This window comes from Nocardia brasiliensis IFM 10847 (assembly GCF_000710915.1).
Classification (GTDB): Bacteria; Actinomycetota; Actinomycetes; order Mycobacteriales; family Mycobacteriaceae; genus Nocardia; species Nocardia brasiliensis_A.
The window spans coordinates 15,895-41,611 of the sequence record NZ_BAUA01000048.1 but is presented as its reverse complement, the minus strand read 5'-3'; the positions used below and the strand labels follow the sequence as shown (position 1 = coordinate 41,611).

Sequence of the window (25,717 nt, the reverse complement as noted above, 5' to 3'; positions counted from 1 at the left end):
TGATCCGGGCGACAAGTCGCAGGTCCGGCCGCCGCGACCCCGGTACCCTCGAAGATCGTGGATCTGACGGCAGCCGAGATGGCATGCGGTGACGTGCGGATCGCCTACCGGGACACGGGGGCGACCGCGGGTTCCGGCGTACCCGTGGTGCTGGTGCACGGCATGGGCGGGGACGGGCACACCTGGGACCGGTTCGCGCGGACCCTGGTGCAGGCGGGCCGCCGGGTGATCATCCCCGATCTACGCGGCCACGGCCGTAGTGCGCACGCCGAGTCGTATCGGTTCGACGAGTTCGGCGCCGACGTGCTGGCCCTGTGCGAGCGACTGGAGCTGACCTCGGTGGATCTGGTCGGTCATTCGCTGGGCGGTTACGCCGTCTCCTGCGTCGCGCAGGAGCGTCCCGCACTGGTGCGTCGCCTGGTCATCGAGGAATGCCCGCTGCCTTTGCAGTCCGGCGCCGAGGAATTACGCCTGACCCGGCGTTTCCCGACCGTGCCCGAACTCTGGCACGCCACCTCGAGCCTGGTCCGGCATCCGCGCGCGGTGCTGGCCTTCGACCGGTCCATGACCAGGACCGCGCTCGAGCAGTTCCGCAAGCCGAACCCGGAGTGGTGGGACCGGCTGTCCGACATCACCGCCTCGACGCTGGTGCTGCGCGGCGGGCCCGGCGGCATGGTCGACCCGGTGAAGCTCGAGTTCCTGCGCACCGCCGTCCCCGACTGCACGGTCACCGCGTTCACCTGCGGCCACAGCATCCATCGCGACCGCTATCGCGAGTTCGCCGCCGTCGTGCACCCGTTCCTCGCCGCCTGAGCTCGTCGAGCGGCTCGGCTCACCAGTGGGTGCCGGGCACCCAGCGGGCCGCGCGGCGCAGGGCGGTGCCGGTGACGCGCCGGGCCGCCGAGCGTGGACGCGGTTTCGCCTGGGACACAACAGGTTCGGCGTTGTCCTCGGTTTCCTCCACCTGTTCGCCCTTGGCCGCGGGGGAGTCCGGCAGGGCGCGGTAGTAGCGGTGCAGGATCCGGTCGCGGAACTTGGGTGTGAGCAGCGCGCCGTATTCGGCGAAGGTGCCCAGCGGTACGTCGATGCGCTTGGGGCGTTCGGTCAGCGCGCGCACGATGGTCGCCGCGGCCCATTCGGGGGATTCGGACGGTCCCTGGTCGCCGCTCGGGGTGATCATCGGGGTACGCACCAGCGGCATGTGGATGGTGGTGAAGGTGACGCCGTCGGCCATCGTCTCCACCGAGGCCACCTCGGCGAATTTGTCCAGCGCCGCCTTGCTGGCCAGGTAGGCGGCGAAGCGTGGCGTCGCCACCTGCACGCCCGCGCTGCTGATGTTGACGATGTGGCCGAACTTGCGCTCGCGCATCTGCGGCAGCAGGGCCAGCGTCAGCCGCAGCGCGCCGAAGTAGTTGACCGCCATGGTCCGTTCGAAGTCGTGCAGCCGGTCGGTGGAGCGGTGGATCGCGCGCCGGATCGACCGGCCCGCGTTGTTCACCAGCATGTCGACGTGGCCGTGTTCGTCGAGGATGGTCTTCACGGCGTGATCGACCGAGTCGGAGTCGGTGACATCGCACTGGTAGGCATAGGCACTGCCGCCCGCGGCCTTGATCTCCTCGACCACGCTCGCGAGTTCGTCGGCGCGGCGCGCGAGCAGGAACACCGTGGCGCCCTTGCCCGCGACGGCGATCGCGGCCGCCCGGCCGATGCCGGAGGAGGCGCCGGTGATCAGGACATGTCGTCCGGCGATATCGCGGTTGCGGCGGCGACGTGCGCCGGCGGCGTCAGCGGAGGCCTCGGTCATCGCTGCTCCTTTGCAGGTTGTTTGGCACGAACTTACTCCGAAGTAAGTTTACCTGCCAAGTGGCGCTGATCACTTTCCGGGGCGGCGGTCGAGGTGGTGAACACGGGTCGAACAACCCCTCGAAATCGATCGAACATATGTGCGATACTCGGCGCATGGCGGACGATCGGATGGCGGACATCTTTGCCGCGGTGCGGCTCGGTGGGGGGAACCCGGCGGCGGCGCGACAGGCGCTGGAGAAGTTGTGGGACGAGATCGGTGAGGGCGGTGATCCCTTGCACCGCTGCGTGATCGCGCATCACCTGGCCGATCTCCAAGGCGCGGCCGCCGACGCGCTGCTCTGGGATCGGCGGGCACTGGCCGCGGTGTTCGGCCCCGGCATTCCGCTCGACGAGGGGCTGCGCAGCTTCCTTCCGTCGCTGTATCTGAACCTGGCCGACAGTCATCGCCGCGTCGGCGATTTCGACACCGCGCGCATGCAGCTGACCATCGCCCGCGGGCACCTCGACGTCCTCGCCGCCGACGCGTACGGCGCGCTGATCCGGTCCGAACTCGAACGCGTGGAATCCGCGCTGGCTCGCGGTTCGACCGAACCGCTGTCGAGCTGAACCCGCCTGAGGAGGTGATGCGCGGTGGGGTGGAGTAACGGCCCGCCCACCTGGGCGGAGCTGGAACGGGTGCTGTCCGGCCGGCCCGGCCGCACGAACCCGGACGCGATGTATCCGGGCGACGGCGGCGACAGTCCGGCCTGGTCCCGCAAACGCGGCGAGTACCGGGCCGAGCCGGTGGCGCCGGCCGACGAACCGCGGGTGCCGTACGCGGAACTGCACGCGCACTCGGCCTACAGCTTCCTGGACGGGGCGAGCCAGCCCGAGGAACTGGTGGAGGAGGCCGTGCGCCTCGGCCTGGAGGCGATCGCGCTCACCGACCACGACGGTTTCTACGGCACGGTGCGCTTCGCCGAGGCGGCCAGGGAGTTCGGCCTGCCGACCGTGTTCGGCTCCGAGTTGTCACTCGGTACCGACCGGCCGGCGCCGCGGCGGCGCACCAAGGGCGCGGATCGCGCGGGCCGCCAACGTGATTCGGCGACCGGCCCGGACGGTGTGCTCGGCGCGCCCGACCCGGACGGGAACGGCGCCGGACGGCGCGGGCACATCGATGCCCCGGATTCCGTGCCGCGCACCGGCTCTCCCGACCCCGCCGGACCGCATCTGCTGGTGCTGGCCCGCGGCCAGGAGGGCTACCGCCGTCTCTCCCGGGAGATCGCGGCCGCGCACATGGCGGCGGGGGAGAAGGGCATCCTGCGCTACGACCTCGACACCCTCACCGCGGCGGCGGGCGGCCAGTGGCAGATCCTGACCGGCTGCCGGAAAGGACATCTGCGCCGCGCGCTCGCGGACGACTTGCGTTCGGGCAGTACCCGTCTCGTGCACGCCGAGGCCGCGCTGCGCGATCTGACCGAACGTTTCGGCGCCGACCGGGTGAGCGTGGAGCTCACCCACCACGGCATCCCGGAGGACGACGAGCGCAACGCGCACCTGCTCGCCCTGGCCGAGCGGCTCGGCCTGCCCGTGATCGCCACCACCGGAGCGCATTTCGCCGCGCCGCGGCAGCGTCGTCGCGCCATGGCCCTGGCCGCGATCCGGGCGCGGCAGAGTCTGGACGAGATCGCGGGCTGGCTGGCGCCCACCGGCGGTGCGCACCTGCGCTCCGGCGCGGAGATGGCGCGGCTGTTCGCCGAGTGCCCGCAGGCGGTGCGCAACGCGGTCCTGCTCGCCCGCGAGTGCGCCTTCGACCTGAAGCTGATCGCGCCGAAACTGCCGCCGTTCGCTGTGCCCCCGGATCACGACGAGACGTCCTATCTGCGCCTGCTCGCCTTCCAGGGCGCGGCCGTGCGCTATGGACCGCGGGAGCGAAATCCCAAGGCCTACCAGCAGATCGAGCACGAGCTGGCGGTGATCGAGGAGCTGGAGTTTCCCGGCTATTTCCTGGTGGTGCACGATATCGTCCGTTTCTGCCAGGACAACGACATCCTCTGTCAGGGCCGGGGATCGGCGGCCAACTCGGCCGTCTGCTACGCGATCGGCATCACCAATGTCGATCCCGTCGGCAATACCCTGCTGTTCGAGCGCTTCCTCTCCCCGGAGCGCGACGGCCCGCCCGATATCGATATCGACATCGAGTCCGACCGCCGCGAGGAGGCCATCCAGCACGTCTACGCCAAGTACGGCCGCGCGTACGCCGCTCAGGTGGCCAATGTGATCACCTACCGCGGCAAGTCCGCGGTGCGCGATGCCGCTCGCGCACTGGGCTTCTCGCAGGGGCAGCAGGACGCCTGGAGCAAGCAGGTGAGCAGGTGGACCGGCGTCGAGGCGGAGGCGCACACCGACATCCCCGCCGAAGTACTCCGGTTGGCGGGCGAGATCGAAGGCCTCCCAAGGCATCTCGGCATCCACTCCGGCGGCATGGTGATCTGCGACCGGCCGATCGCCGACGTCTGCCCGGTGGAGTGGGCGCGCATGCCCGGCCGCAGCGTGCTGCAGTGGGACAAGGACGACTGTGCCGCCATCGATCTGGTGAAGTTCGATCTGCTCGGCCTCGGCATGCTCTCGGCGCTGCACTACATGATGGACCTGGTGCGCGAGCACACCGGCGAGGTGGTCGAGCTGCACAAGCTCGACCTGAAAGAGGCCGCCGTCTACGAGATGCTCTCGCGCGCCGACTCGGTGGGCGTATTCCAGGTGGAGTCGCGCGCGCAGATGGCGACCCTGCCCCGGCTGCGGCCCCGCACGTTCTACGACCTGGTGGTGGAGGTGGCACTGATCCGGCCCGGTCCGATCCAGGGCGGCTCGGTGCACCCCTACATCCGGCGGCGCAACGGACTGGAGGACTGGGACTTCGACCATCCGGCCCTGGAGAATGCGCTGGCCCGGACGCTCGGCGTGCCGCTGTTCCAGGAGCAGCTGATGCAGATGGCCGTCGATGTCGCGGGATTCACCGCCACCGAGGCCGATCAGCTGCGCCGCGCGATGGGTTCCAAGCGATCGCCCGAACGCATGCAGCGGCTCAAAGCGCGCCTCTACCAAGGCATGCGCGAGCTGCACGGCATCGAGGGCGAGATCGCCGATCGCATCTACGAAAAGCTCTACGCCTTCGCCAATTTCGGCTTCCCCGAGAGTCATTCGCAGAGCTTCGCCTCGATCGTGTTCTATTCGGCCTGGTTCAAACTGCACTACCCGGCGGCGTTCTGCGCCGGGTTGCTGCGCGCCCAGCCGATGGGGTTCTACTCGCCGCAATCGCTGGTCGCCGACGCCCGCAGGCACGGGGTGGTGGTGCACGGCCCCGACATCAATGCCAGCCGGGCCGAACCCACCCTCGAACGCCGGGGCACCGAGATCCGGCTCGGTCTCGCGGCGGTCCGGCACATCGGCTCCGATCTGGCCGAAAAGATCGTCGCCGCCCGGGGGCAGCGGCCCTACACCAGCTTCCTCGACCTGACCGGGCGGGTGGAACTCACTGTCGCGCAAGCCGAATCGCTGGCCACCGCGGGTGCGCTCGGCAGTCTGGGCAGTACCCGGCGCGCAGCGCTGTGGGCCGCGGGCGCCGCCGCGGGGGAACGCCCGGACCGACTGCCCGGCACCGGCGCCGCCACCACCGCGCCCGTGTTGCCGGGTATGAGCGATCTCGAACTGGCCGCCGCCGACGTCTGGGCCACCGGGGTCTCGCCGGGGAGCTACCCCACCGAATTCCTGCGTCCGCGGCTGGACGCGCTCGGTGTGGTCCCCGCCGCCGATCTGCTCACGGTGCCCGACGGTTCGCGAGTCCTGGTGGGCGGCGCGGTGACCCATCGGCAGCGCCCCGCCACGGCCGGCGGTGTCACCTTCATGAACCTGGAGGACGAAACCGGCATGGTGAACGTCGTCTGCTCGGTCGGGTTGTGGACGCGCTACCGCCGCCTGGCCCAGAGCGCGCCCGCCCTGCTCATCCGGGGCCGGGTGCAGAACGCCGAGGGCGCGGTCACCGTCGTCGCCGAACACCTGCGCAGGCTGGAACTGCGGGTCGATTCGAAGTCGCGGGACTTCCGCTGAGCCGCTCGGGCGGCCGGGCCCGCCGACGCTTTTAAGGAACTGTTAGAAGCGTTCTAGAGAACCGTTATGTCGGGCCGTTTCCGCAGCCAGAGGGGTTACTGTGCGAATCATGCGGAAGCTTGCTGTGCTGTGCACCGGCCTGCTCGGTCTCACGTTGCTCGTCGGCTGCGGTGCCGACGACGCGAAGAAGTCCGCGCCGCCGGGCCGGCCCTCCACCTACGCCACCGAGGCGCCTGCGCCCGCCGCCGTGCCGCCGCCCGCGCTGCGCGACCAGGGCCCCGCGCGCAAGGACAACACCGGGAGCAGCGAAACCACCTCGGCGCGTAAGGAAATCGTCACCGGCAGCGTGGAGATCACCGCCGACAAACCGATCGACGCGGCGGGCAAGATCGCCGACCGAGTGCGCGAGGTCGGCGGCCGGATCGACAGCCGGACCGAGCAGCCCGGCGCCGGGGACACCGACGCCAGCGCCACGCTCACCGTCCGGGTGCCCGCGGACAAGACCGACGCGTTCATCGACGGGCTCGGCGGCATCGGCAAGGTCACCCGGGTGAGCACCAACCGCGACGACGTCACCATGCAGTGGGAAGACCTGGACGCCAGGATCAAGGCGTTGCAGGCCTCCGTCGAGCGGCTGCGCGGGCTCATCGCGAACGCGACGAACACCGCCGACCTGCTCAACGCCGAGCAGGCGCTGTCCAGCAGGCAGGGCGAACTGGACAGCCTGACCGCGCAGAAACGCCACCTCGACGACCAGGTCGCGCTGTCCAGCCTCTCGATCGACATCACCACCACGACCAAGAAGGTCGACGAGGAACGTGCCGACAGTTTCTGGGAAGGCATCGTCGACGGCTGGAACTCGTTGGTGGACTGGCTGAAGGACGCGGTCGTGTTCACCGGTAAGGCGATTCCGTGGCTCGGGTTCCTGGTGGTGCTCGCCGCCGTGGTGTGGGGCATCGTGCGAACGGTGGTGCGGCGGAAGAAGACCGGGGCGAGTGGTCCGGCGCACGGGGAATCGGGTCGGCCCGCGCCGGTTGCGGTGGGCGCCGAGCGGTCGGGCGGTGCTGCGGGGACAGCGAGTTCCTCGGGTGCCGAGGGAACTTCGGGAAGCAGCGGTACTACGGGCACCGGAGGTTCTTCGGGTACGGGAAGTGCTTCGGGCACTAGCGGTTCTTCGGGCGGTGGAAGCTCTTCGGGCGCCGGGAAACCTTCGGGCACCGGGAGTTCGGCGGAATCCGAGTCCTGAGCAGACTGCGTCCGGGCGGGTCCGAGATCGAGGGCGGACCCGCCCAGCCGTCGAATACTGTTGGAGCCCAGCCAGTCATGACGATCGACGAGGAGGTGCGGTGCCGACCATCGTCCGGGCGACGATCAAACCGAACAGCCGCAAGGGCCCGCTCGTCGAAACCCTCGATGACGGCACCTTGCAGCTGTATGTGCGCGCGCCCGCGGTCGAGGGCAAAGCGAACAAGGCCGCCATCGAACTGCTCGCCGCGCACTACGGGGTGCCGAAGAGCGCCGTGCGTTTGGCGGCGGGTGCGACCTCTCGTCACAAGCGGTTCGAGATCGATCGCTGAGCGGGACTACACGCCGTCCGGGAACCCGAGCTGCCGCCACGCCTCGTACACGGTGACCGCGGCCGCGTTGGACAGGTTCATCGAGCGCCGGCCCGGCAGCATCGGAATCCGCAGCTGCGCCGTCACCTGCGGGTCATCGAGTACCGCGGGCGGCAGCCCGGTCGGCTCCGTCCCGAACAGCAGCACGTCGCCCGCGCGGTAGGCGACCTCGGTGTAGCGCGTCGTCGCCTGCGTGGTGAACGCGAACACCCGCTCCGGCCGCAACGCCGCCCACGCCGCAGCCAGACTCGGATGCACCGTCACCGAGGCCAGATCGTGGTAATCCAACCCGGCCCGCCGCAGCTTCGCCTCGGACAGATCGAACCCCAACGGCTCGATCAGATGCAGCTCGGACCCGGTCCCGGCCACCAACCGGATCGCATTCCCGGTGTTCCCGGGAATAGCGGGCTCATGAAACATCAGACGGAACACGTCCCCAAGTCAATCAGGTACCGGTTGCGTCCGATCGTGGGTGGGTCAGCCGAAGCTGCCGGTGCTGGGCTTGCCGACCACGGTGACGGGGATGATGTCGGTGACGGTCACGTTGTCGTGCGGGCCGGTGGGGCGTTCCCAGGCGCAGGCGCCGCGCACGTCGATCACCTGTCCGGCGGGCAGGCTGCCGTTGCCGATCGAGGTCTGCACCATCTTGTGGTCGTTGGTGGCGAACGAGGTCGGGTTGTTGCCGCCGAAGATTTCGCCGGTCTTGGCATTGAAGATCCAGCACACGCCGTCGTTGTTCGGGTTGTGGAACTTCGCCGACACGGTGCCCGACACCGAGAAGACCTCTTCGATCACCGGCGCGTCGAGGCCGGGGATCGCGTTGGCGGCGGCGCCGGGCAGCACCAGCGCCGCGGCCGGAACGGCGAGCAGCGCGAGGAGGGAAAGTCGTCGAGTCATGGTCGAGATGATGTCACCCGCCCGTCGCCGCCCCCATTTTTCGGGGCGGTGCGCCGAATCGATTCGACCGCAGGGTTATTCGGCTGCGGCAGGCCGTTCGGGCAGGGCGCAGACGCCGCCTTCGGCCATGCCGGTCGGGCGGACGCCCAACCCCTGATTGACGCGAGCGCGCTGGTTCTCCCACGCGATGGTGACGGCCAGTTCGGCCAACTGTGCTTTGGACAGCTGGGCGAGCAGGGATTCGCGCAGGTCATCGATGCCGATCGCGGGCGTGACGGTCATGGCTTCGGCGAACGCGATGACCAGCTTCTCCAAATCCGTGTAGGCGGAACTGGTCTGGTAACGAGGCAGGTCCAGCAGTTGCTGTTCGGACAGCCCCGCGGATCTGGCCAGCGCGGAGCCGATGTCCAGGCAGAACTCGCAGTTCACCAGGCCCGCGGTTTTCAGCTCGGCCAGTTCCTTGAGCTTCGGGTCCAGGCGGTTCGCGAACAGCAGTGAGGTCTCGAATACCGCTGTGCTGAACAGCAATTGCGGTCGGCGCAGCTGCCAGCCGACCAGATCCGATCGGTGCCGCTTGGCCTGGCGCATCGCCTGGAAGTAGTACCCGATCCGTGTCAACGCTCGCATGGCCCCACCTTCTGTGCCGCTGATCCCTCCTCAAACTACGCTCGGTAGTAATTTCCCGGCAAGGGTGGGACTCGCCACGTGCCGAGCGCCCGGACGCGGCCATTGCGGCCGCCGGCGGCGCGGGCTACGCGGGTCTGTAAGAATCGGGGGGTGACAGGTGCCGAGCGGTCGAGGGTGGAGCAGCGCACAGGTGGCGCGGGAGCCCAGTTCCTGCGTTGCCACCTGCCGCTCGTGCTCGTCACGCTGGTCATCCTGGTGGCGATCGTCTTCGTGGCCCAGGATCGATGGCGCCGCGGCGCCCTGTTCTTCGGCGGGGCCACCTTGCTGGCCGCTGCCTTCCGGCTGTGCCTGCCGACCGCGCGGGTCGGCCTGCTCGCGGTGCGCAGCAAGCCTTTCGACGTCGGCGCGCTGACCCTGCTCGGCTCGTCCATCGTCTTCATCGCCGCGACGATCAACACCCTCGGCGTCTTCTGAGCACGGGACCCGCCGCACCGCACCCCTCGACGCGGCGGGCGGATCCCGCGAAATACCTTCCGGTCAGGCCGATTCCGCGACGAGCGACGGAACCGGCCGGGCGCCGCGACTGCCGTGGAGCGCGCGGGCCTGCGCCGGTGTGACGGTTTCCGGCCGGGTCGGCGGCTCGGCGTTGATGTGCTCCTTCAGGATCTGCCCCGCCATCGGCGCGATGAACGGCGCCGCGGCGAGCAGCCCGAACGAATTGAATCGGCTGAAGCTCCACACCAGCACCTTCGCGGGAATCTTCACCGCGAGATCGACGATGCCCCAGCGATCGAAGCGGCCGAGTTTGCGCATCCACTTCGGCAGCGTCGCCACCGAGGCGAGCGAAAGCAGCCTGCTCCCAATGGCATACGCGAGCCCGGCGCCGTTGCGGGGCGAGGTCCACAGCAGGTGGTGCATGCCTTCTTCGGCGCGTTCGGAGGTGCACAGGCGCGGGCGCACCCGCTCGAAGTAGGCGCGTACCTCTTCGCGGGAGCGGGGCACATCCTCCGGCTTGCAGGTCTGCAGTTCGGCCGCGATGGCGCACTCGTGCCAGAACCGGGTCTCTTCCTCCGGCGAGAGCGGGCCGGGGCCGAACACCTCGTAGGTCTTGAGCACCGAGTGCCAGCCGGTGATGTGGATCCACAGCTGGGTCTCGGGGCTGTTCGCGCTGTAGCGGTTGCCGCTGATCGGTTCGATGCCCGTCATCGGGGCGTGCACCTGCATCAGGTGTTCGGCCGCCTGGATGGCGGTGCGTCCGTCGGCGATCGCGGCGATCAGGAAGTAGGAGAAGGTGTGATCGAGCCGCCGGCGCGGGTTGCTGTAGATGCCCTGCGAGTCGGCGACGGCGGCGGTGAGGTACGGGTCGAAGTGCTCGAGCACCACGGCCCGCTGGAAGCCGATTACCGCGGTCGGCGCGGTCCAGATCTTCCAGCTGGGCGAATCGGGGCCGAAGAACCCGTAGTCGTCCCGGCGCAGGGTGGTCGGATCGAAGTGCATCACGTGCTCCTTTGCGGTGATCGCCCCTGGGCGCGGGGGTGAATACAACGCAACCGTAGCAATTGCGTGTGTTGAATACAACGGGGGCGTAGCATTTGTGACCGGCGGGATTCCCCGCAGGTGAGCGGATGCTGTCAGGATGGACCGCATGGAGGTGAGGCGGCAGTGACCACATCGCGTACCGCGGCGGAGCGGCCGCGTCGCCGTTACGCGCCGCGCCTGCCGCCCGAGCAGCGCCGGGCCCAGTTGCTCGACGCCGCGTTCACGGTGCTGGGCCGGATGGAACTGCACGAGTTGAACATGGAGGCGGTCGCGCAGGAGGCCGGTGTCGGCAAGCCGGTGCTCTACACCGTCTTCAAGACCCGCGCCGAACTCGTTGCGGCACTGCTGGAACGGGAACGCGAGCGGGGCCTGGAACAGGTCGCCGCCACCCTGCCGACCGACCTGATCGGCGCCGACCCCGTGGTCGCGGCCTCGGCCACGGTCGAGGCGTTCGTCGGTGTGGCACTGGAGAATCCGACCCGCTGGCGGCTGATCCTCGCCGGACCGGGCAACGCGCCGGACGAATACCGTGAGGCCCTGCGCAATTCGCGAGCGGGCATCTTCGATCAGGCCGAGGCGCTGGTGCGGATCGGCACCGCGCTCGAACCACGGTGGGCCGGTGTGGATTCCGCGCTGCTCACCAACTCACTGCTCCAGGTGGCCGAGATGCTCGGGCGGCTGGCGGTCAGCGAACCCGACGAGTACCCCCGCGAACGCCTACAGGGCTTCGTGCACGCCATCGTCCGCCTACTCGTCGGCGCCCCGGCCCCATAACCCCTGCCCCCGCGCACATCTCAGCACCCCGCGCACGAATTGGTCAGCGATTCTGTGCGCGCCGCGATGAACCGCGCGCGTGAACCGGGCGACTCAGGTGGCGGGTTGCCGGGCGGCGCGGGCCAGGCGCACCGTTTCGGTCAGCAGTTTCGCCACCGCGGCCGCCTCGGTGAGGAAGCCGTCGTGACCGTCTCTGGAGTGCACGACCTCGAGGCCGTCGCAGCCGGGCAGCCCGTCGGCGAGTTCCTGCTGAGTGCGCAGCGGATACAGCCGGTCGGAGTCGACGCCGCCGACCACGCACGGCACGGGCGTCGCGGCCAGCGCCGCCCGCACCCCGCCGCGGCCGCGGCCGATGTCGTGCCGGTTCATCGCCTCGGTCAGCAGCACGTAGGTGGCCGGATCGAACCGGTTGCACAGCTTGTCGGCCTGGTGGTCCAGGTAGCTCTGCACCGCGTAACGCCCACCGCGCCAAGGATCTTCGGTGCCCTGCGCACTGTTCTCGAAGCGGTGGTCGAGTTCGTCCTCGGTGCGATAGGTGAGGTGCGCGATGCGCCGGGCCAGACCCATGCCGGTCATCGGCGCGCGGTCGGTGTCGTGGTAATCGCCGCCCTGCCAGTCCGGATCGGCCTTGATGGCGGCGATCTGGGTGGTCTGGGTGCCGATCTGATCGGCGGTGGCGCGGGCGCCGACGGCCAGCACCAAGGCGGCGCCGACCCGGTCGGGGCTGCCGACCATCCACTCCAGCACCCGCATGCCGCCCATCGAGCCGCCGACGACCGCGGCCAGCCGCGTGATGCCGAGCCGATCCATCAGCGCCGCCTCCGCGGTCACCTGGTCGCGGATGGAGATTTCCGGAAACCTTGCGCCCCAAGGCTTTCCGTCGGGCGCCAGGGTCGACGGCCCGGTGCTGCCCTTGCAGCCGCCGAGCACGTTCGTCGCGATCACGCACCACTCGTCGGTGTCGAGCGGACAGCCCGGACCGACCATGCCGTCCCACCAACCGGGCAGCGGGTGGATATCGTCCGGGAAGCCGACCACATGCGAGTCGCCGGTGAGCGCGTGCTCGACCAGCACCACGTTGTCCAGCTCGGGGGAGAGCTCGCCCCACCGCTGGACCGCGAGATGGACCTGCGGAATGACCGCGCCGCTCTCCAATCGAATGTCACCGACCGGGATGATCCCGAGCCGCCCGTCCGGCGGCGGCAGCGCCACCTCGGACGAACGGCGGAAACTCGGTTCGGTACCCACCGTCACGTCGCCGCCGCCGTGAAGCCGGCGCGCAGATCGGCCAGGATGTCGTCGATCCCCTCGATGCCCACCGCCAGCCGGACCAGTCCCGCAGTGACGCCCGCGCGGAGTTGTTCGTCCGGCGTGAGCTGCGAATGTGTGGTCGACGCGGGGTGGATCACGAGAGAACGCACATCTCCGATGTTAGCCACATGGCTGTGCAGGACTAATCCGTCCACGAACTTCTTGCCCGCATCGACACCACCGCGCAGCTCGAACGCCACGATCGCGCCCGCACCCTTGGGCGCCAGTTGCTTGGCCCGCTCGTACCACGGTGAGGTGGGCAGACCCGCGTAGCTGACCGAGATCACGTCCGGGTGGGTGCGCAGGAACTCGGCGACCGCCGTGGCATTGGCCACATGCCGTTCGATGCGCAGGCTCAGCGTCTCGAGGCCTTGGCTGATCAGGAACGCGTTGAACGGCGAGACGGCCGCGCCGAGGTCACGCAGCAGTTGCACGCGGGCTTTGAGCGCGAAGGCGGGCGCGCCGAGGTCGGCGAACACCGCGCCGTGGTAGCTCGGGTCCGGGGTGGTGAAACCGGGGTAGCGGGACTGTCCCTGCGCGTCGGTCACCGTCCAGTCGAAGGTGCCGCCGTCGACGATGACGCCGGCGATGGCCGAGCCGTGCCCGCCGAGGTACTTGGTCGCCGAGTGCACCACGATGTCGGCGCCGTGCGCCAGCGGCTGGATCAGGTACGGCGTGGCCACCGTGTTGTCCACGAGCAACGGCAGCCCGGCCGCGTGCGCGACGGCGGCGATGCCGGGGATGTCGAAGATGGCGCTGCTCGGGTTGGCGATGGTCTCGCCGTAGAACGCCTTGGTGTTCGGCCGGATCGCGGCGCGCCACTGCTCGAGGTCGTCCGGGTCGTCGACGAAGGACACCTCGATGCCGAGCTTGGGCAGCGTGTAGTGGAAGAGGTTGTAGGTGCCGCCGTACAGGTGCGGGCTGGACACGATGTGGTCGCCGGCCGCGGCCAGGTTCAGGATCGCGTAGGTCTCCGCGGCCTGCCCGGAGGCCAGCAGCAGCGCGGCGACGCCGCCCTCGAGCGCGGCGACGCGCTGCTCGACCACGTCCTGGGTGGGGTTCATGATCCGGGTGTAGATGTTGCCCGGCTCGGCGAGGCCGAACAGCGCTGCGGCGTGGTCGGTATCGCGGAAGGCGTACGAGGTGGTCTGGTAGATCGGCAGGGCACGGGCGCCGGTAGTGGCGTCGGGCGCTTGGCCCGCGTGCACCTGCTTGGTCTCGAAGGACCACTGGCTCGGATCGACCGCGGACACGGTGGGGTCAGTCATCTCGGTTCTGCTCCAAAGAAAAGGTTGCTCGCCAGAACTGCTCGGTTATCGGGGCGCAGGCGAAGAACAACAACACATTTCGGGAACCTCCTGGAAGCGCGCTTGCTCTCGACCGTCGAGAGCCGGGTCATCACCCGGAGCACCCCACCGCTGCTGGAGGGTTGCCGACCAGCGAGCCGGGGCTTGGCGCTGGTACTCATGACCTGACCGAGATCATAACCGGCGCGATCGCGACGGCCGCAACCTCACCCCGCGGCGGCGCTACCGGTACCGCAGCACAGGCGCAGGAACTCGTCGAATGTCGTGGTGAAGGCCGCGCGCGAGGCCTGGGCCGCGGCCTCGAGATCATCGTCGTCGAAGACTGCCTCCTGACATTCCATGCCGACGTGCCCGATCAACTGCCAGGCGCCGAGAATGAGCCGTACCGGCAGTGCGTCGGGCGTGGTGTCCAGCCGCTCGGCGAGCACGCTCGCGATCGCGGCGTTCTTGCTCTCGGCGTGGTCGATGCTGCGGGTGCTGACCGCCGCGCTGCTGCGCATGATCCGTCGCATCTGCTGGAACTGGCGGAAGGTCACCGGGTCTTTGCTGTCGTCAGTCGACGCGCTGTCGACGACCTGCAGGAACGCTTCGCGCAGCGCGTGCAGTTCGTTCCCGGTGCGCGGCAGCTCGCGCAGGGTTTCCGCGACGGCCGCGCCGAAATCGACCACCGGCCCGAGGACGATGTCTTCCTTGCTCTCGAAGTATCGGTTGATGGTGCGCGGCGAGATATCGGCCGCGTTGGCGATCTGTTCGATCGTGGTCGCGTCGAATCCCTGTGCGTCGCACAGGTTCAGGCCGACTTCGATGATGCGCAACCGCGTCTGCTGCTTCTTCCGCTCGCGCAGGCCGGGGTGGGGTTGCGGCGCGGGGGCCGCGGTGTTCGCACTCGTCGGCGTCGGTGACTCGAGCATGCGTCCATGCTATCGCAATCGGGCCGGATTGTGTCATTAGCGGACAACTGTCGCATCCCGACATTTTTCTCTTGACGCCAAATGTCGCGCAATGTCAGGATGGCACCACTTCGAAATGAGGGAGAAGACAGTGACCGACACTGCGACAGCGGTAGCAGTTCCAGAAAAACAAGGCAGTTCAGCGCGCTGGTTCGCCCTCGGCGTCATCGCGTTGGCCCAGCTCATGGTGGTGCTGGACGCCACCATCGTGACGATCTCGCTGCCCTTCGCGCAGCAGGACCTCGGCATCAGCGACGGCAACAAGCAGTGGATGCTCACGGCGTACACGCTGATCTTCGGCGGCCTGCTGCTGCTCGGCGGGCGGCTGGCCGACTACCTCGGCCGACGGCGGATCTTCATCATCGGCCTGATCGGCTTCGCGGCCGCGTCGGCACTTGCCGGTCTCGCGCAGAACGGGGCCGAGATGTTCGCCGGACGTGCCCTGCAGGGTGCGTTCGCGGCGTTGCTCGCGCCGGCCGCGCTCTCGCTGCTCTCGGTGACCTTCACCGAACCCGGTGAGCGGGCCAAGGCCTTCGGCCTGTTCGCGGGCATCTCCGCCGGTGGCGCCGCGCTCGGCCTGATCGCCGGCGGCGCGCTCACCGAATACGCCTCGTGGCGCTGGTGCCTGCTGGTGAACACCCCGATCGCGCTGCTCGCCCTGGTCGGCGCACTGGCCTGGGTCGTGAAGGATGTGCCTGCGCCGCGGACCGGCGGCTACGACGTGCCCGGCGCCGTCACCGTCACCCTCGGCCTGATCTCGATCGTGTACGGCTTCAGCCGGGCCGCCGACGACGGCTGGCTTGCGGGCAGCACGCTCGGCTTGCTGGTGGCCGGTGCCGCGCTGCTGATCGCGTTCGTCGCGATCGAGCGCCGCTCGGCGAATCCCCTGCTGCCGCTGCATATTCCGGGTGAGATCAACCGGGGCGGCGCGTTCCTCGCCGCGCTGCTGGTGCCGATCGCCATGTTCGCGATGTTCCTGTTCCTCAGCTACTACTTCCAGATCACGCTCGGCTACTCGTCACTGAAGGCGGGCTTCGCGTTCCTGCCGTTCCCCGCGGGCATCGCGATCTCCGCGGGCGTGACCAGCGCGCTGCTGCCGAAGGTCGGTCCGCGGCCGCTGATGGTGGCCGGCGCTGTGCTGGGCGTACTCGGCCTGCTCTGGCTGGCCCAGCTCGGTTTCGGGGACGGCTACGCGACCAGCGTGCTGCCCGCGCAGCTGCTGATCGCGCTCGGTATGGGCCCGCTGTTCGTCGGCATGCAGACCGTCGCGCTGCATCAGGTGGAAGAAGCGGATTCGGGTGTGGCCAGTGCGCTGCTGAACGCGGCGCAGCAGGTCGGCGGCGCGGTGGGCACGGCCCTGCTGACCACCATCTCGGTGCAGACGGCCAAGAGCTACGCCGAAAGCCACGCGACGCTGGACAACCTGCTCGCCCGCGCCTCGATCCACAGCTACGACGTGGCGTTCTATGTCGGCGCCGGGTTCTTCCTCGCCGCCATCCCGGTGATCTGGCTGATGATCCGGGACCGGCCGGCGAACTTGATCGAAGGCGCCGACGACACGGCGCGCCCGGTGCACGTCGGCGTCTGATCATCTGGATAACGACTCGGTCCGCGGATCGCCAGGCGGCGGTCCGCGGACCTATCGTGGGGGCGCGGGCGACCCGCGCATTGCGCCGTAGCCAACTGGTGAATTGCGCTGGGACCTACCAGTCAGTAAGTTCGTGGGGTTTCTCACTCGGGGGGCTGCCCGCACACCGCGAACAGCGGCAGCAGTACGCTTGTCTTGTTTGCACCACACGTCTCGCGGACAACGCGGGGCATATACGTTGTCTGTTGGAACAGCTGGGGTCCGCTCACAAGCGTGTTCGCCTGGCCGTGCAATGAGGGCACCATCCTAGGAGGACACGAAGATCCATGTCCAAGATCAAGGTTGAAGGCACCGTCGTCGAACTCGACGGCGACGAGATGACCCGGATCATCTGGCAGTTCATCAAGGACAAGCTGATCCATCCGTATCTCGACGTGAACCTCGAGTACTACGACCTGGGCATCGAGTACCGGGACAAGACAGACGACCAGGTCACCATCGATGCCGCCGAGGCGATCAAGCGCCACGGCGTCGGCGTCAAATGCGCCACCATCACGCCGGACGAGGCACGCGTCAAGGAATTCGGCCTGAAGAAGATGTGGCGCTCGCCCAACGGCACCATCCGCAACATCCTCGGCGGCACCATCTTCCGCGCCCCGATCATCATCTCCAACGTCCCGCGCCTGGTGCCCGGCTGGACCAAGCCGATCATCATCGGCCGCCACGCGTTCGGCGACCAGTACCGCGCCACCGATTTCAAGGTGTACCAGGCGGGTACGGTCACCGTGACCTTCACGCCGGAGGACGGCAGCGAGCCGATCCAGCACGAGGTCGTGAAGATGCCCGAGGACGGCGGCGTCGTCATGGGCATGTACAACTTCAAGAACTCGATCATCGATTTCGCGCGCGCCTCGTTCAACTACGGCCTGCAGCAGAACTACCCGGTGTATCTGTCCACGAAGAACACCATCCTCAAGGCCTACGACGGCATGTTCAAGGACACGTTCCAGGACATCTTCGACGCCGAGTTCAAGACCCAGTTCGACGCGGCGGGCCTGACCTACGAGCACCGCCTCATCGACGACATGGTCGCCTCCTCCATGAAATGGGAGGGCGGTTACGTCTGGGCCTGTAAGAACTACGACGGCGACGTGCAGTCCGACACCGTAGCCCAGGGCTTCGGTTCGCTCGGCCTGATGACGTCGGTGCTGCTGACCCCGGACGGCAAGACCTGTGAGGCGGAGGCCGCGCACGGCACCGTCACCCGGCATTACCGCCAGCACCAGCAGGGCAAGCCGACCTCGACCAACCCGATCGCGTCGATCTTCGCCTGGACGCGCGGGCTCGAGCACCGCGGCAAGCTGGACAACACCCCCGAGGTGATCGGCTTCTCGCAGACTCTCGAGGATGTCGTCATCAAGACCGTCGAGGGCGGCCAGATGACCAAGGATCTCGCGCTGCTCGTCGGCGGCGATCAGGGCTACCTGAGCACCGAGGAATTCCTCGGCGCGCTGGACGCCAACCTGGCCCGCGCCCTGCGCTGACCAGCTGAATGTCCCGGCGCTGGAAGCGAATCCGGCGCCGGGGACGACTCTACGGGCACCCGCACCACACGGTGGTACGGGTGCCCGGACTGTTTTGCGGGTCAGGCCGCGACGGTGTGGTCGCGCAGTACCGTGGCGGCGCGGGGGAAGTTGTCCGCGCCGAGGCCGCGTTCGACGCTCACGTCGAGCAGTCGCTGCAACGGGTCCAGCAGGTCGGTGGGTACGCCCTGCTCGCGACTCACGCCGCGGATCGTGTCCAGTACCGACCCCATCTCCGCGATGCTCGCGAAGGTCGGTGCGAACTCGTCCGCGTCGATTTCGGCGGCGAGGGCCGGCAGCACGTCGAGCAGCGCGCGCAACCACGGCACCAGGAAATCGGCGGTGAGCCCGTGCACGGTGGCGGGTGCGCCGCCGAGCATCGCCGCCGCGTGGAAGAAGCCGCCGAACAGTCCGTACATGCCCGCGAGCACCGCCATGTCGTGCAAGGCCGCCAGGCCGGTGTCGGCGCCGAGATAGGTCGTGGCGCCCAGCTCCGCGATCGCCGCGCCGTGTGCGTCCGCGGCTTCTGCCGATCCGCTGTAGGGAACGAGCGTGGCCGCGGTACCCACCGTCGCGGGCATGCCGAGAATCGCACCGTCGAGGAAGTGACCCTGCTGCTCGGCGATCCGCACCGCGAGCGCGCGGGCGTCGTCGGGGCGGCCGGTCGACACGTTCAGCACCGTGCGTCCCGCCAGCGCGCCGGGAACGGTGTCGAGCAGCGCCGCCACGCCGGGGGTGTCGACGTGCGAGACGATGATCAGTTCACTCGCCGCGATCGCGTCGGCGAGTGTTGCGGCGCGGCGCGCGCCCAGCTCGTCCAGCTCCGGCGCGCGGCCCGGCGTCCGATTCCACACCGTGGTCGGATAGCCGGCGGCCAGGTAGCGTCCGGCGATCGCCGAGCCCATCCGCCCTAGTCCGAGCACCGTTATCCGGGTGCGCTTTTCGCTGGTCATGCGTTTCCTCCGTAGATCTGTGCGGGTGTCGGGTGGGCGCCCGCGTCCCAGTCTTCGCGTTCCGGTCGCGCCGCACGAGTGGCAGGACTGACCGCCGCCGCACGCTTCCTGCCATATCCTGGGCGGCATGACCGGTCGCACCGTCGCCATCGCCGTCACGCCCGGAGCGATGCATCCCTGGGACCTCTACGAACTGGGTGTGCTCGCCTCGATCTTCGGCACACCGCAGCCCGATATCGCTGCGGACTGGTACGAGTTGCGGATCTGCTCGGTCCTGCCCGGGACCGCCGAGTCGGCGATCGGGCACGGCGCCTTCCTGCGCGCCGAGTACGGCGTGGCCGAACTGGTCGCGGCCGACACGGTTTTCATCCCGTCGATCGCCTACGACTGCACGACCGACAACCGCCCGGTGCCACCCGAACTGATCGATGCCCTCGTCGCGGCGCATCGGCGCGGTGCGCGGATGGTCGCGCTGTGCAGCGGCACCTTCGTGCTGGCCGCCGCCGGTCTGCTCGACGGCAGACGGGCCACCGTGGGCTGGGAGCACGCCGCGGTCCTGGCTCGGCGCTTTCCGGCTGTCGAAGTGGACGGATCGGCGCTCTATGTGGACGACGGGGACATCCTCACCAGCTCGGGAATGACCGCCGCGCTGGATCTCTCGCTGCATCTGGTGCGCCGCGATTTCGGGGCGCCCGTGGCGAACCGGCTGGCCAGGCGGCTGATGGTGCCGCCGAATCGAGCCGGGGGACAGGCCCAGTTCATCGACCTGTCCGTCACGGCGCGGGCCGCGGCCGATCTCGGCCCCGTGCTCGAATGGGCAGGCGCTCACCTCGATGAGCCGCTCACCGTCGACCAGCTCGCCGCCCGCGCCGCCATGAGCCCGCGCACCTTCCACCGCCGCGTACAGCAGTCGATCGGGGTGACCCCGAAACAGTGGTTGCTGACCCAGCGCCTGGCCCGCGCGCAATCGCTGCTCGAATCCACCGATCACCCCATCGATCGGGTGAGCCGGATGTGCGGCCTCGGCACCGCCGCCAACCTGCGTAGACACTTCGCCGCCGTGGTCGGCGTGACGCCCGCGGAATACCGCCGCACCTTCGAACTACGCGAACCACCCGCGGCGTGAATTGCTCGTCGGCGGAACCGAATCGGGGCCGGGATGACGCCGCACACATCCGGCGGAGGCGGCGGGCCGGTGTGCTCGGGGTACGCGAGTGTTTCCGAATGAAAATTGCCAGGTCGAATGGCCGACGCGTCCAAATTGCCTGATTTTTCCTTCTGACCTGCATGTTTTATGAAGCTAAAGGTGTTTCAACTCACGTTTACTCGGGAAGCGGAACCGCCGCGGGAGGCGTTTCATGGATACGTGACCACCCCACTCGCCACCCAGGTACCCGCACGCCCCGAGGCTGAGCGGACGAGCTGGCATATTCCGGCCATGCTCGCGCTGGCTCTCGGCGGATTCGGCATCGGCACAACAGAATTCGTGACCATGGGCCTGCTGCCCAACATCGCCCACGCGATGGGCGTCTCCGAACCGACCGCGGGACACGCCGTCTCCGCGTACGCGCTCGGGGTGGTGATCGGTGCGCCGGTCATCGCCGCGCTGTGCGCGCGGGTGTCCCGGAAGATATTGCTCATCGCGTTGATGGCTGCGTTCACGCTCGGCAACATCGCGACCGTGCTGGCACCGACCTTCGGCACGCTGGTGGCCGCGCGGTTCGTCTCCGGGCTGCCGCACGGCGCGTACTTCGGCGTCGCCTCGCTGGCCGCCGCCACCCTCGCTCCGGTCGGGCAGCGCGCGAAAGCGGTCGCCGCGGTTATGCTCGGGTTGAGCGCCGCCAATGTTGTCGGCGTTCCTGCTGCGACCTGGCTCGGCCAGCATCTCGGCTGGCGCGATGCCTACGTCGTGGTCGCCGTGATCGGACTGGCGACCGTCGCCGCACTGATCAAGTTCGTCCCGGAACTCACCGGCATCACGATGACCAACCCCGTCACCGAACTCGGTGCGCTGCGTCGTCCCCAGGTATTGCTGACCCTGCTGGTCGGCGCGATCGGCTTCGGCGGCATGTTCGCCGTCTACACCTACATCACCACCACGCTCACCGGCGTCGCCGGCATGTCCGCCGGTCTGGTTCCGCTGGTGCTGATGCTGTTCGGCGTCGGCATGGTGGTCGGCAATATCGTCGGCGGCGTGCTCGCCGACCGCGGGGTGGATCGCGCGATCTACTTCGCCATGATCGGTATGGCCGTCATCCTCGCCGGATTCGTTGCGGCGGCGCACAATCCGTACACCGCGGCGATCGGCGCGTTCCTGGTCGGCGCGAGTGGCGCGTCGCTCGCCCCCGGCTTGCAGACCAGGCTGATGGACGTGGCGCATGAGGCGCAGACGCTGGCCGCCGCGTTGAACCACGCCGCGCTCAACATCGCCAACGCCGCGGGTGCCTGGCTGGGTGGCGCCGTGATCGCGGCCGGGCTCGGGTACACCGCGCCCGCCATGGTCGGCGCGGGTCTCGCCGTGATCGGCGTGATGTTGTTCGCTGTCACCGTCTGGGCGGCCCGGCGCGACGCGCGCCTCGTCGCCGCGGCGGCCCTGATCGCCTGACGGTGCGCCGCGCTTGAACATACAGAGCTGTATGTAAGTGTAGAATCGCCGGATGGCCAGGATCGAAGTCGCGAAACCGCAGCGCCGCACCCAGGAGCAGCGCAGCACCGAGATGCGCACGCGGTTGCTCGACGCGACCATCGACTGTCTGGTCGAGTACGGCTACGCGGGCACGACCACACCGCGGGTCGCCGAACGCGCCGGCGTAACCCGCGGTGCGCAGGTGCATCACTTCGGTTCCAAGACCGATCTGGTGGTCGCCGCGATCAGTCACCTCGCGCAATTGCGCGCCGAGACCGCGATGCGGGAGATGGCCAAGGTCGAGCGCGGCGACGACCCGGTCGGGGCGGCGCTGGAGTTCCTGTGGGAACTGCACCAGGGCCCGCTGTTCATCGCCACCGTCGAACTGTGGGTGGCGGGCCGCACCGACCCCGTGCTCGCCGCCGCGATGGAGAAGGTCGAGCCGTTCGTCAACAACGCCGTCCTGATGGCCGTCGCCCGCTTCGTTCCCGACGAGATCCGCCGCAAGGAAGCGCGCGACTTCATCTACACGGCCATGGACGCCCTGCGCGGCATCCTCGTCTCCAATTTCATCGACCCCGACAACGAACGCGCCCAACGCCGTTGGCGTCGCGCCACCGCCCACCTGCGTGAGATCGCCGCCGCGGCGCTGGCCGGCGTCCGCACCGCCGACTGAGACGCGGCGACTACTCGCCGCACAGTGCCAGGGCGAGCGGTTCGGACGGAGCCTAGCCAATAACGCCGTCGAGCGGGACGAGACCGGTGCGGCAGGTGTTGCCGCTCGGTCGCGTCCCGCTCGACGAGGTTGGTCAGTGCTGGCGGGGGAGTAGGTGGTGGCCGGGTTTGTCGGTGGACAGGGCCAGCGAGCTGATGTACTGGATCTCCCCTTCGGGGCCGGGGGTGGCCGAGGCGATCATGTCGGGGCGCTCGAATTCGAGGCCGGTGACATGGCAGGTGAGGGTCTCGCCGGAGGGGTTGCCGTGCTCGTCGAACATCGGCAGATCGATGCCGTCGTCGCTGCGCCGCAGGTAGTACTTGCCCTTGGTGGCGATCGCGGTCAGCGGGGTGGCGAGGAACGCGACGACCACCGCGACGATGGGGGAGTAGGGCTTCAGCAACTCGCCGAACAGCCCGAAGAACGTCATGATCGAGAGCACCGCGGACAGCCCGAAGCCGACCAGGCCGACCGGGTTGAAGTCGTACAGCATGCCGCGCCGGAACTCCGGCTGCTTCGGCGAGATCTTCAACAGGTACTTGTTGACCGCGATATCCGTTGCGACGGTGACGATCCAGGCGATGCCGCAGTTGGCGTAGAAGCCGAGGATGTTGTTGAGGAAGTCGAACATGTTGGCTTCCATCAGGATCAGCGCGATCACCAGGTTCACGCCGAGGAAGATCAACCGGCCCGGGTAGCTCTTGGTGACCCGGGTGTAGGAATTGGTCCAGGCCAGCGAGCCCGAATACGCGTTCGTCACATTGATCTTGATCTGGCTGATCACGACGAGCACGACGGCCAGCGTCATGGCCAGCCAGCCCGGCACCATATCGCGGTAGATCTCCAGGAACTGGTGCACCGGCTGATTGGCGATCCCCTGTGCGGCAGGCACATTCGCGATCAGGTACACCGCGAGGAACAGTCCGACCACCTGCTTGAGCGCGCCGAAGACCACCCAGCCCGGCCCGGCGAGCAGCATCCAGCTCCACCACTTGCGGGCGTTCTCCGGCGTGCGCGGGGGCATGAAGCGCAGGTAGTCGATCTGCTCGGCGATCTGGGCGATCAGCGACAGGCAGACGCCCGCAGCCAGCAGCGTGCCGGAAAAGCTGACGCCGGAGCCGTTTTCGCCGCCGTAAGCGAAGAACGAGGACACCGAGTCGGGGTGGCGCACGAGCAGGAACCCGAACGGCAGCACCATCAGCAGCAGCCACAGCGGCGTCGTCCACACCTGCAGTTTGGCGAGGGTGTTCATGCCGTAGATGACCAGCGGAAAGATGATCAACGTCGAGGCCAGGTAGCCGAGCCACAGCGGTATGCCCAGGCCGAGTTCCAGCCCCTGGGCCATGATCGACCCTTCGAGCGCGAAGAAGATGAAGGTGAACGAGGCGAACACGATATTGGTGATGACCGACCCGTAATAGCCGAATCCGCTGCCGCGAGTAATCAAATCGAGGTCGATGTTGTAGCGCGCCGCGTAGTAGGCGAGCGGAAAGCCGGTCAGCATCACGACGACGGCGAACAGTCCGATCCCGAGCAGCGCGTTCCCGGTGCCGTTGGCGATGCCGATGTTCGCGCCGATGGCGAAGTCGGCCAGGTAGGCGATGCCACCGAGGGCGGAGATGCCGACGACGGCCGGGCTCCATTTCCGGTAACTCCGTGGCGCGAACCGCAGGGTGTAGTCCTCGAGTGTTTCTTTTGCTGCGGCGATCCCGTCGGAATTCGACGACCGGGTATCGAGCTCGACCACGTTCTTCTCCTCATGTTCTGCGACGTGTCGACCGTCGTACACGGTTGTGGACGATGAATTTCCGGACCATTACGCGGCTGTTACGGCCGCCGAGGCGGTGAATTGGGTCACAGCAGTCGGCGTGGTGCACTCCGTCGGCCGCTCGAACCGGCCTGAATACCAGCACGAACTGGCAATACATACACCTCCGACGGTATGTCGTAGCGGCGTGTCTGATGGCAGTACAACACCTAGTTGGAACCGCGGGTACTGGTGACAACCTTGCGTACTTACATACATCTCTGTATGTTTGTTTCAGCTCGATCCGGACGGATCGGTCAGCGTCGTCCGCCCACGGGCGGTACCCGGCGGGGGCCGCCGGGCTAGGCACTATCTGAGGAGTTCGATGGCGAACAAGGTTTACGTCGTCGGCGTCGGCATGACGAAGTTCGAGAAGCCGGGCCGCCGCAAGAACGAAGACGGGACCGACTGGGACTACCCGGACATGGCGCGGGAGTCCGGGACCAAGGCGCTCGCCGACGCGGGTATCGCCTACGACTTGGTAGAGCAGGCTTACGTCGGCTATGTGTACGGCGAATCCACTTCCGGTCAGCGCGCGGTCTACGAACTCGGCATGACCGGTGTCCCGGTGGTGAACGTCAACAACAACTGTTCCACCGGCTCGACCGCGCTCTACCTTGCGGCACAAGCGATTCGGGGCGGGCTTGCCGAGTGCACGCTGGCGCTCGGCTTCGAGAAGATGCAGCCGGGCTCGCTCGGCTCCACCTGGGACGACCGTGAGCAGCCGATGGCCAGGCACATCATGGCGCTCGCCGAGATCTCCGAGGTGCTGTTCCCGGTGGCGCCGTGGATGTTCGGCGCGGCCGGCCGCGAGCACATGAAGCAGTACGGCACCACGGCCGAGCACTTCGCCAAGATCGGCTACAAGAACCACAAGCACTCGGTGAACAACCCATACTCGCAGTTCCAGGACGCGTACTCGATGGACGACATCCTCGGCGCGCGCATGATCTACGACCCGCTCACCAAACTGCAGTGCTCGCCCACCTCGGACGGTTCCGGCGCGGTGATCCTGGCCAGCGAGGCGTTCGTGGACAAGCACAACCTCGCCGCGCAGGCGGTGGAGATCGTCGGCCAGGCGATGACCACCGACTTCAAGTCCACCTTCGATGAGACCGCCAAGAACCTCGTCGGCTACGACATGACCGTGCAGGCGGCCCGCAAGGTCTACGAGCAGGCCGGCCTCGGTGCCGAAGACTTCCAGGTCATCGAACTGCACGACTGCTTCTCGGCCAACGAGCTGCTCACCTACGAGGCGCTGGGTCTCTGCGGCGAGGGTGAAGCCGGAAAGCTGATCGACGACAACCTGACCACTTACGGCGGCAAGTGGGTGGTGAACCCCTCCGGCGGCCTGATCTCCAAGGGACATCCCTTGGGCGCAACAGGTTTGGCGCAATGCTCCGAACTCACCTGGCAGCTGCGCGGCACCGCGGACAAGCGGCAGGTCGACGGCGTCACCGCCGCGCTGCAGCACAACATCGGTCTCGGCGGCGCCGCGGTCGTCACGGCCTACCAGCGCGCCGACCGCTGAG

The 25,717-nt window shown here is 68.3% G+C and carries 23 protein-coding genes and 1 riboswitch; of the genes, 13 read left to right on the top strand and 10 right to left on the bottom strand.

The genetic code is table 11. The annotated features are described in order from the left end of the window. Positions 1-78 precede the first annotated feature (78 nt). Complete coding sequence (locus NBRGI_RS10570) at positions 79-813, top strand: alpha/beta fold hydrolase (RefSeq protein ID WP_029895001.1); 735 nt, start codon at positions 79-81, stop codon at positions 811-813. A gap of 19 nt (positions 814-832) precedes the next feature. On the opposite strand, the gene NBRGI_RS10565 is transcribed toward NBRGI_RS10570, so the two are convergent. Next, positions 833-1,804, bottom strand: a complete 972-nt coding sequence (locus tag NBRGI_RS10565; protein WP_029894999.1) for an SDR family NAD(P)-dependent oxidoreductase — start codon at positions 1,802-1,804, stop codon at positions 833-835. 155 nt (positions 1,805-1,959) lie between these two features. Between NBRGI_RS10565 and NBRGI_RS10560 the strand changes: the two genes are divergently transcribed. From NBRGI_RS10560 to NBRGI_RS10545, 4 genes are all read left to right on the top strand, one after another. After that, positions 1,960-2,412, top strand: a complete 453-nt coding sequence (locus tag NBRGI_RS10560; protein WP_029894997.1) for a hypothetical protein — start codon at positions 1,960-1,962, stop codon at positions 2,410-2,412. A 24-nt stretch (positions 2,413-2,436) separates the two neighbouring features. Further along, a complete protein-coding gene (locus NBRGI_RS10555; RefSeq protein WP_029894995.1) occupies positions 2,437-5,892 on the top strand; it encodes an error-prone DNA polymerase in 3,456 nt (1,151 codons plus the stop codon). Positions 5,893-6,001: 109 nt separating this feature from the next. After that, positions 6,002-7,138: a DUF4349 domain-containing protein gene (locus NBRGI_RS10550; RefSeq protein WP_036558377.1), complete on the top strand. Its 1,137-nt coding sequence runs from the start codon at positions 6,002-6,004 to the stop codon at positions 7,136-7,138. A gap of 100 nt (positions 7,139-7,238) precedes the next feature. Next, the gene (locus NBRGI_RS10545) at positions 7,239-7,469 is read left to right on the top strand and encodes a DUF167 domain-containing protein (protein WP_014981849.1); all 231 of its coding nucleotides are present in this window, start codon (positions 7,239-7,241) and stop codon (positions 7,467-7,469) included. A gap of 6 nt (positions 7,470-7,475) precedes the next feature. Here the strand turns inward: NBRGI_RS10545 and NBRGI_RS10540 are convergent, their stop codons facing one another. The 3 genes from NBRGI_RS10540 to NBRGI_RS10530 all read right to left on the bottom strand — a co-directional run bounded on the left by NBRGI_RS10540 (position 7,476) and on the right by NBRGI_RS10530 (position 9,032). Next, positions 7,476-7,940 carry a tRNA (cytidine(34)-2'-O)-methyltransferase gene (locus NBRGI_RS10540; RefSeq protein ID WP_029894991.1) on the bottom strand — a complete coding sequence of 155 codons (465 nt, stop codon included), beginning with the start codon at positions 7,938-7,940 and terminating at the stop codon, positions 7,476-7,478. A gap of 45 nt (positions 7,941-7,985) precedes the next feature. Then, complete coding sequence (locus NBRGI_RS10535; protein ID WP_029894989.1) at positions 7,986-8,405, bottom strand: hypothetical protein; 420 nt, start codon at positions 8,403-8,405, stop codon at positions 7,986-7,988. A gap of 75 nt (positions 8,406-8,480) precedes the next feature. Continuing rightward, positions 8,481-9,032: a carboxymuconolactone decarboxylase family protein gene (locus tag NBRGI_RS10530; RefSeq protein WP_029894987.1), complete on the bottom strand. Its 552-nt coding sequence runs from the start codon at positions 9,030-9,032 to the stop codon at positions 8,481-8,483. Between the two features lie 150 nt (positions 9,033-9,182). On the opposite strand from NBRGI_RS10530, the gene NBRGI_RS10525 reads away from it, so the two are divergent. Then, positions 9,183-9,506 carry a DUF3017 domain-containing protein gene (locus NBRGI_RS10525; RefSeq protein WP_235210908.1) on the top strand — a complete coding sequence of 108 codons (324 nt, stop codon included), beginning with the start codon at positions 9,183-9,185 and terminating at the stop codon, positions 9,504-9,506. 63 nt (positions 9,507-9,569) lie between these two features. Here the strand turns inward: NBRGI_RS10525 and NBRGI_RS10520 are convergent, their stop codons facing one another. After that, complete coding sequence (locus NBRGI_RS10520) at positions 9,570-10,529, bottom strand: oxygenase MpaB family protein (RefSeq protein ID WP_036558374.1); 960 nt, start codon at positions 10,527-10,529, stop codon at positions 9,570-9,572. Between the two features lie 165 nt (positions 10,530-10,694). Here NBRGI_RS10520 and NBRGI_RS10515 point away from each other — a divergent pair, with 165 nt between their 5' ends. Continuing rightward, positions 10,695-11,345, top strand: a complete 651-nt coding sequence (locus NBRGI_RS10515) for a TetR/AcrR family transcriptional regulator (RefSeq protein WP_029894981.1) — start codon at positions 10,695-10,697, stop codon at positions 11,343-11,345. Positions 11,346-11,438: 93 nt separating this feature from the next. Here the strand turns inward: NBRGI_RS10515 and metX are convergent, their stop codons facing one another. The 3 genes from metX to NBRGI_RS45085 form a co-directional block, all read right to left on the bottom strand. Further along, positions 11,439-12,599: a homoserine O-acetyltransferase MetX gene (gene metX / locus NBRGI_RS10510; RefSeq protein ID WP_029894979.1), complete on the bottom strand. Its 1,161-nt coding sequence runs from the start codon at positions 12,597-12,599 to the stop codon at positions 11,439-11,441. Next, positions 12,596-13,924: a bifunctional o-acetylhomoserine/o-acetylserine sulfhydrylase gene (locus NBRGI_RS10505; RefSeq protein WP_051727645.1), complete on the bottom strand. Its 1,329-nt coding sequence runs from the start codon at positions 13,922-13,924 to the stop codon at positions 12,596-12,598. The genes metX and NBRGI_RS10505 overlap by 4 nt, the downstream gene beginning before the upstream one ends. 93 nt (positions 13,925-14,017) lie before the next feature. Next, positions 14,018-14,128: riboswitch (SAM riboswitch) on the bottom strand. 41 nt (positions 14,129-14,169) lie between these two features. After that, positions 14,170-14,874, bottom strand: coding sequence for a TetR family transcriptional regulator (locus tag NBRGI_RS45085; RefSeq protein ID WP_051727644.1), 705 nt, complete (start codon positions 14,872-14,874; stop codon positions 14,170-14,172). 115 nt (positions 14,875-14,989) lie between these two features. Here NBRGI_RS45085 and NBRGI_RS10495 point away from each other — a divergent pair, with 115 nt between their 5' ends. Both NBRGI_RS10495 and NBRGI_RS10490 read left to right on the top strand, forming a co-directional pair. Beyond that, on the top strand, positions 14,990-16,501 hold the full coding sequence (locus tag NBRGI_RS10495) for an MFS transporter (protein WP_029894972.1): 1,512 nt from the start codon (positions 14,990-14,992) through the stop codon (positions 16,499-16,501). A gap of 326 nt (positions 16,502-16,827) precedes the next feature. After that, on the top strand, positions 16,828-18,045 hold the full coding sequence (locus NBRGI_RS10490; protein ID WP_029894971.1) for an NADP-dependent isocitrate dehydrogenase: 1,218 nt from the start codon (positions 16,828-16,830) through the stop codon (positions 18,043-18,045). 101 nt (positions 18,046-18,146) lie between these two features. Here NBRGI_RS10490 and NBRGI_RS10485 read toward each other — a convergent pair whose 3' ends face one another. Then, positions 18,147-19,037, bottom strand: a complete 891-nt coding sequence (locus NBRGI_RS10485; RefSeq protein ID WP_029894969.1) for an NAD(P)-dependent oxidoreductase — start codon at positions 19,035-19,037, stop codon at positions 18,147-18,149. A 127-nt stretch (positions 19,038-19,164) separates the two neighbouring features. Here NBRGI_RS10485 and NBRGI_RS10480 point away from each other — a divergent pair, with 127 nt between their 5' ends. From NBRGI_RS10480 to NBRGI_RS10470, 3 genes are all read left to right on the top strand, one after another. Next, positions 19,165-20,163, top strand: a complete 999-nt coding sequence (locus NBRGI_RS10480; protein ID WP_029894967.1) for a GlxA family transcriptional regulator — start codon at positions 19,165-19,167, stop codon at positions 20,161-20,163. 312 nt (positions 20,164-20,475) lie between these two features. Further along, a complete protein-coding gene (locus NBRGI_RS10475) occupies positions 20,476-21,642 on the top strand; it encodes an MFS transporter (protein ID WP_029894964.1) in 1,167 nt (388 codons plus the stop codon). A gap of 52 nt (positions 21,643-21,694) precedes the next feature. After that, entirely contained in the window at positions 21,695-22,339 is a 645-nt protein-coding gene (locus tag NBRGI_RS10470; protein WP_029894962.1) for a TetR/AcrR family transcriptional regulator, read from the top strand. A gap of 133 nt (positions 22,340-22,472) precedes the next feature. Here NBRGI_RS10470 and NBRGI_RS10465 read toward each other — a convergent pair whose 3' ends face one another. Beyond that, positions 22,473-24,125 carry a purine-cytosine permease family protein gene (locus NBRGI_RS10465; RefSeq protein WP_051066898.1) on the bottom strand — a complete coding sequence of 551 codons (1,653 nt, stop codon included), beginning with the start codon at positions 24,123-24,125 and terminating at the stop codon, positions 22,473-22,475. Between the two features lie 385 nt (positions 24,126-24,510). Between NBRGI_RS10465 and NBRGI_RS10460 the strand changes: the two genes are divergently transcribed. Next, positions 24,511-25,716, top strand: a complete 1,206-nt coding sequence (locus tag NBRGI_RS10460; protein WP_014981867.1) for a lipid-transfer protein — start codon at positions 24,511-24,513, stop codon at positions 25,714-25,716. Position 25,717: the final 1 nt, after the last annotated feature.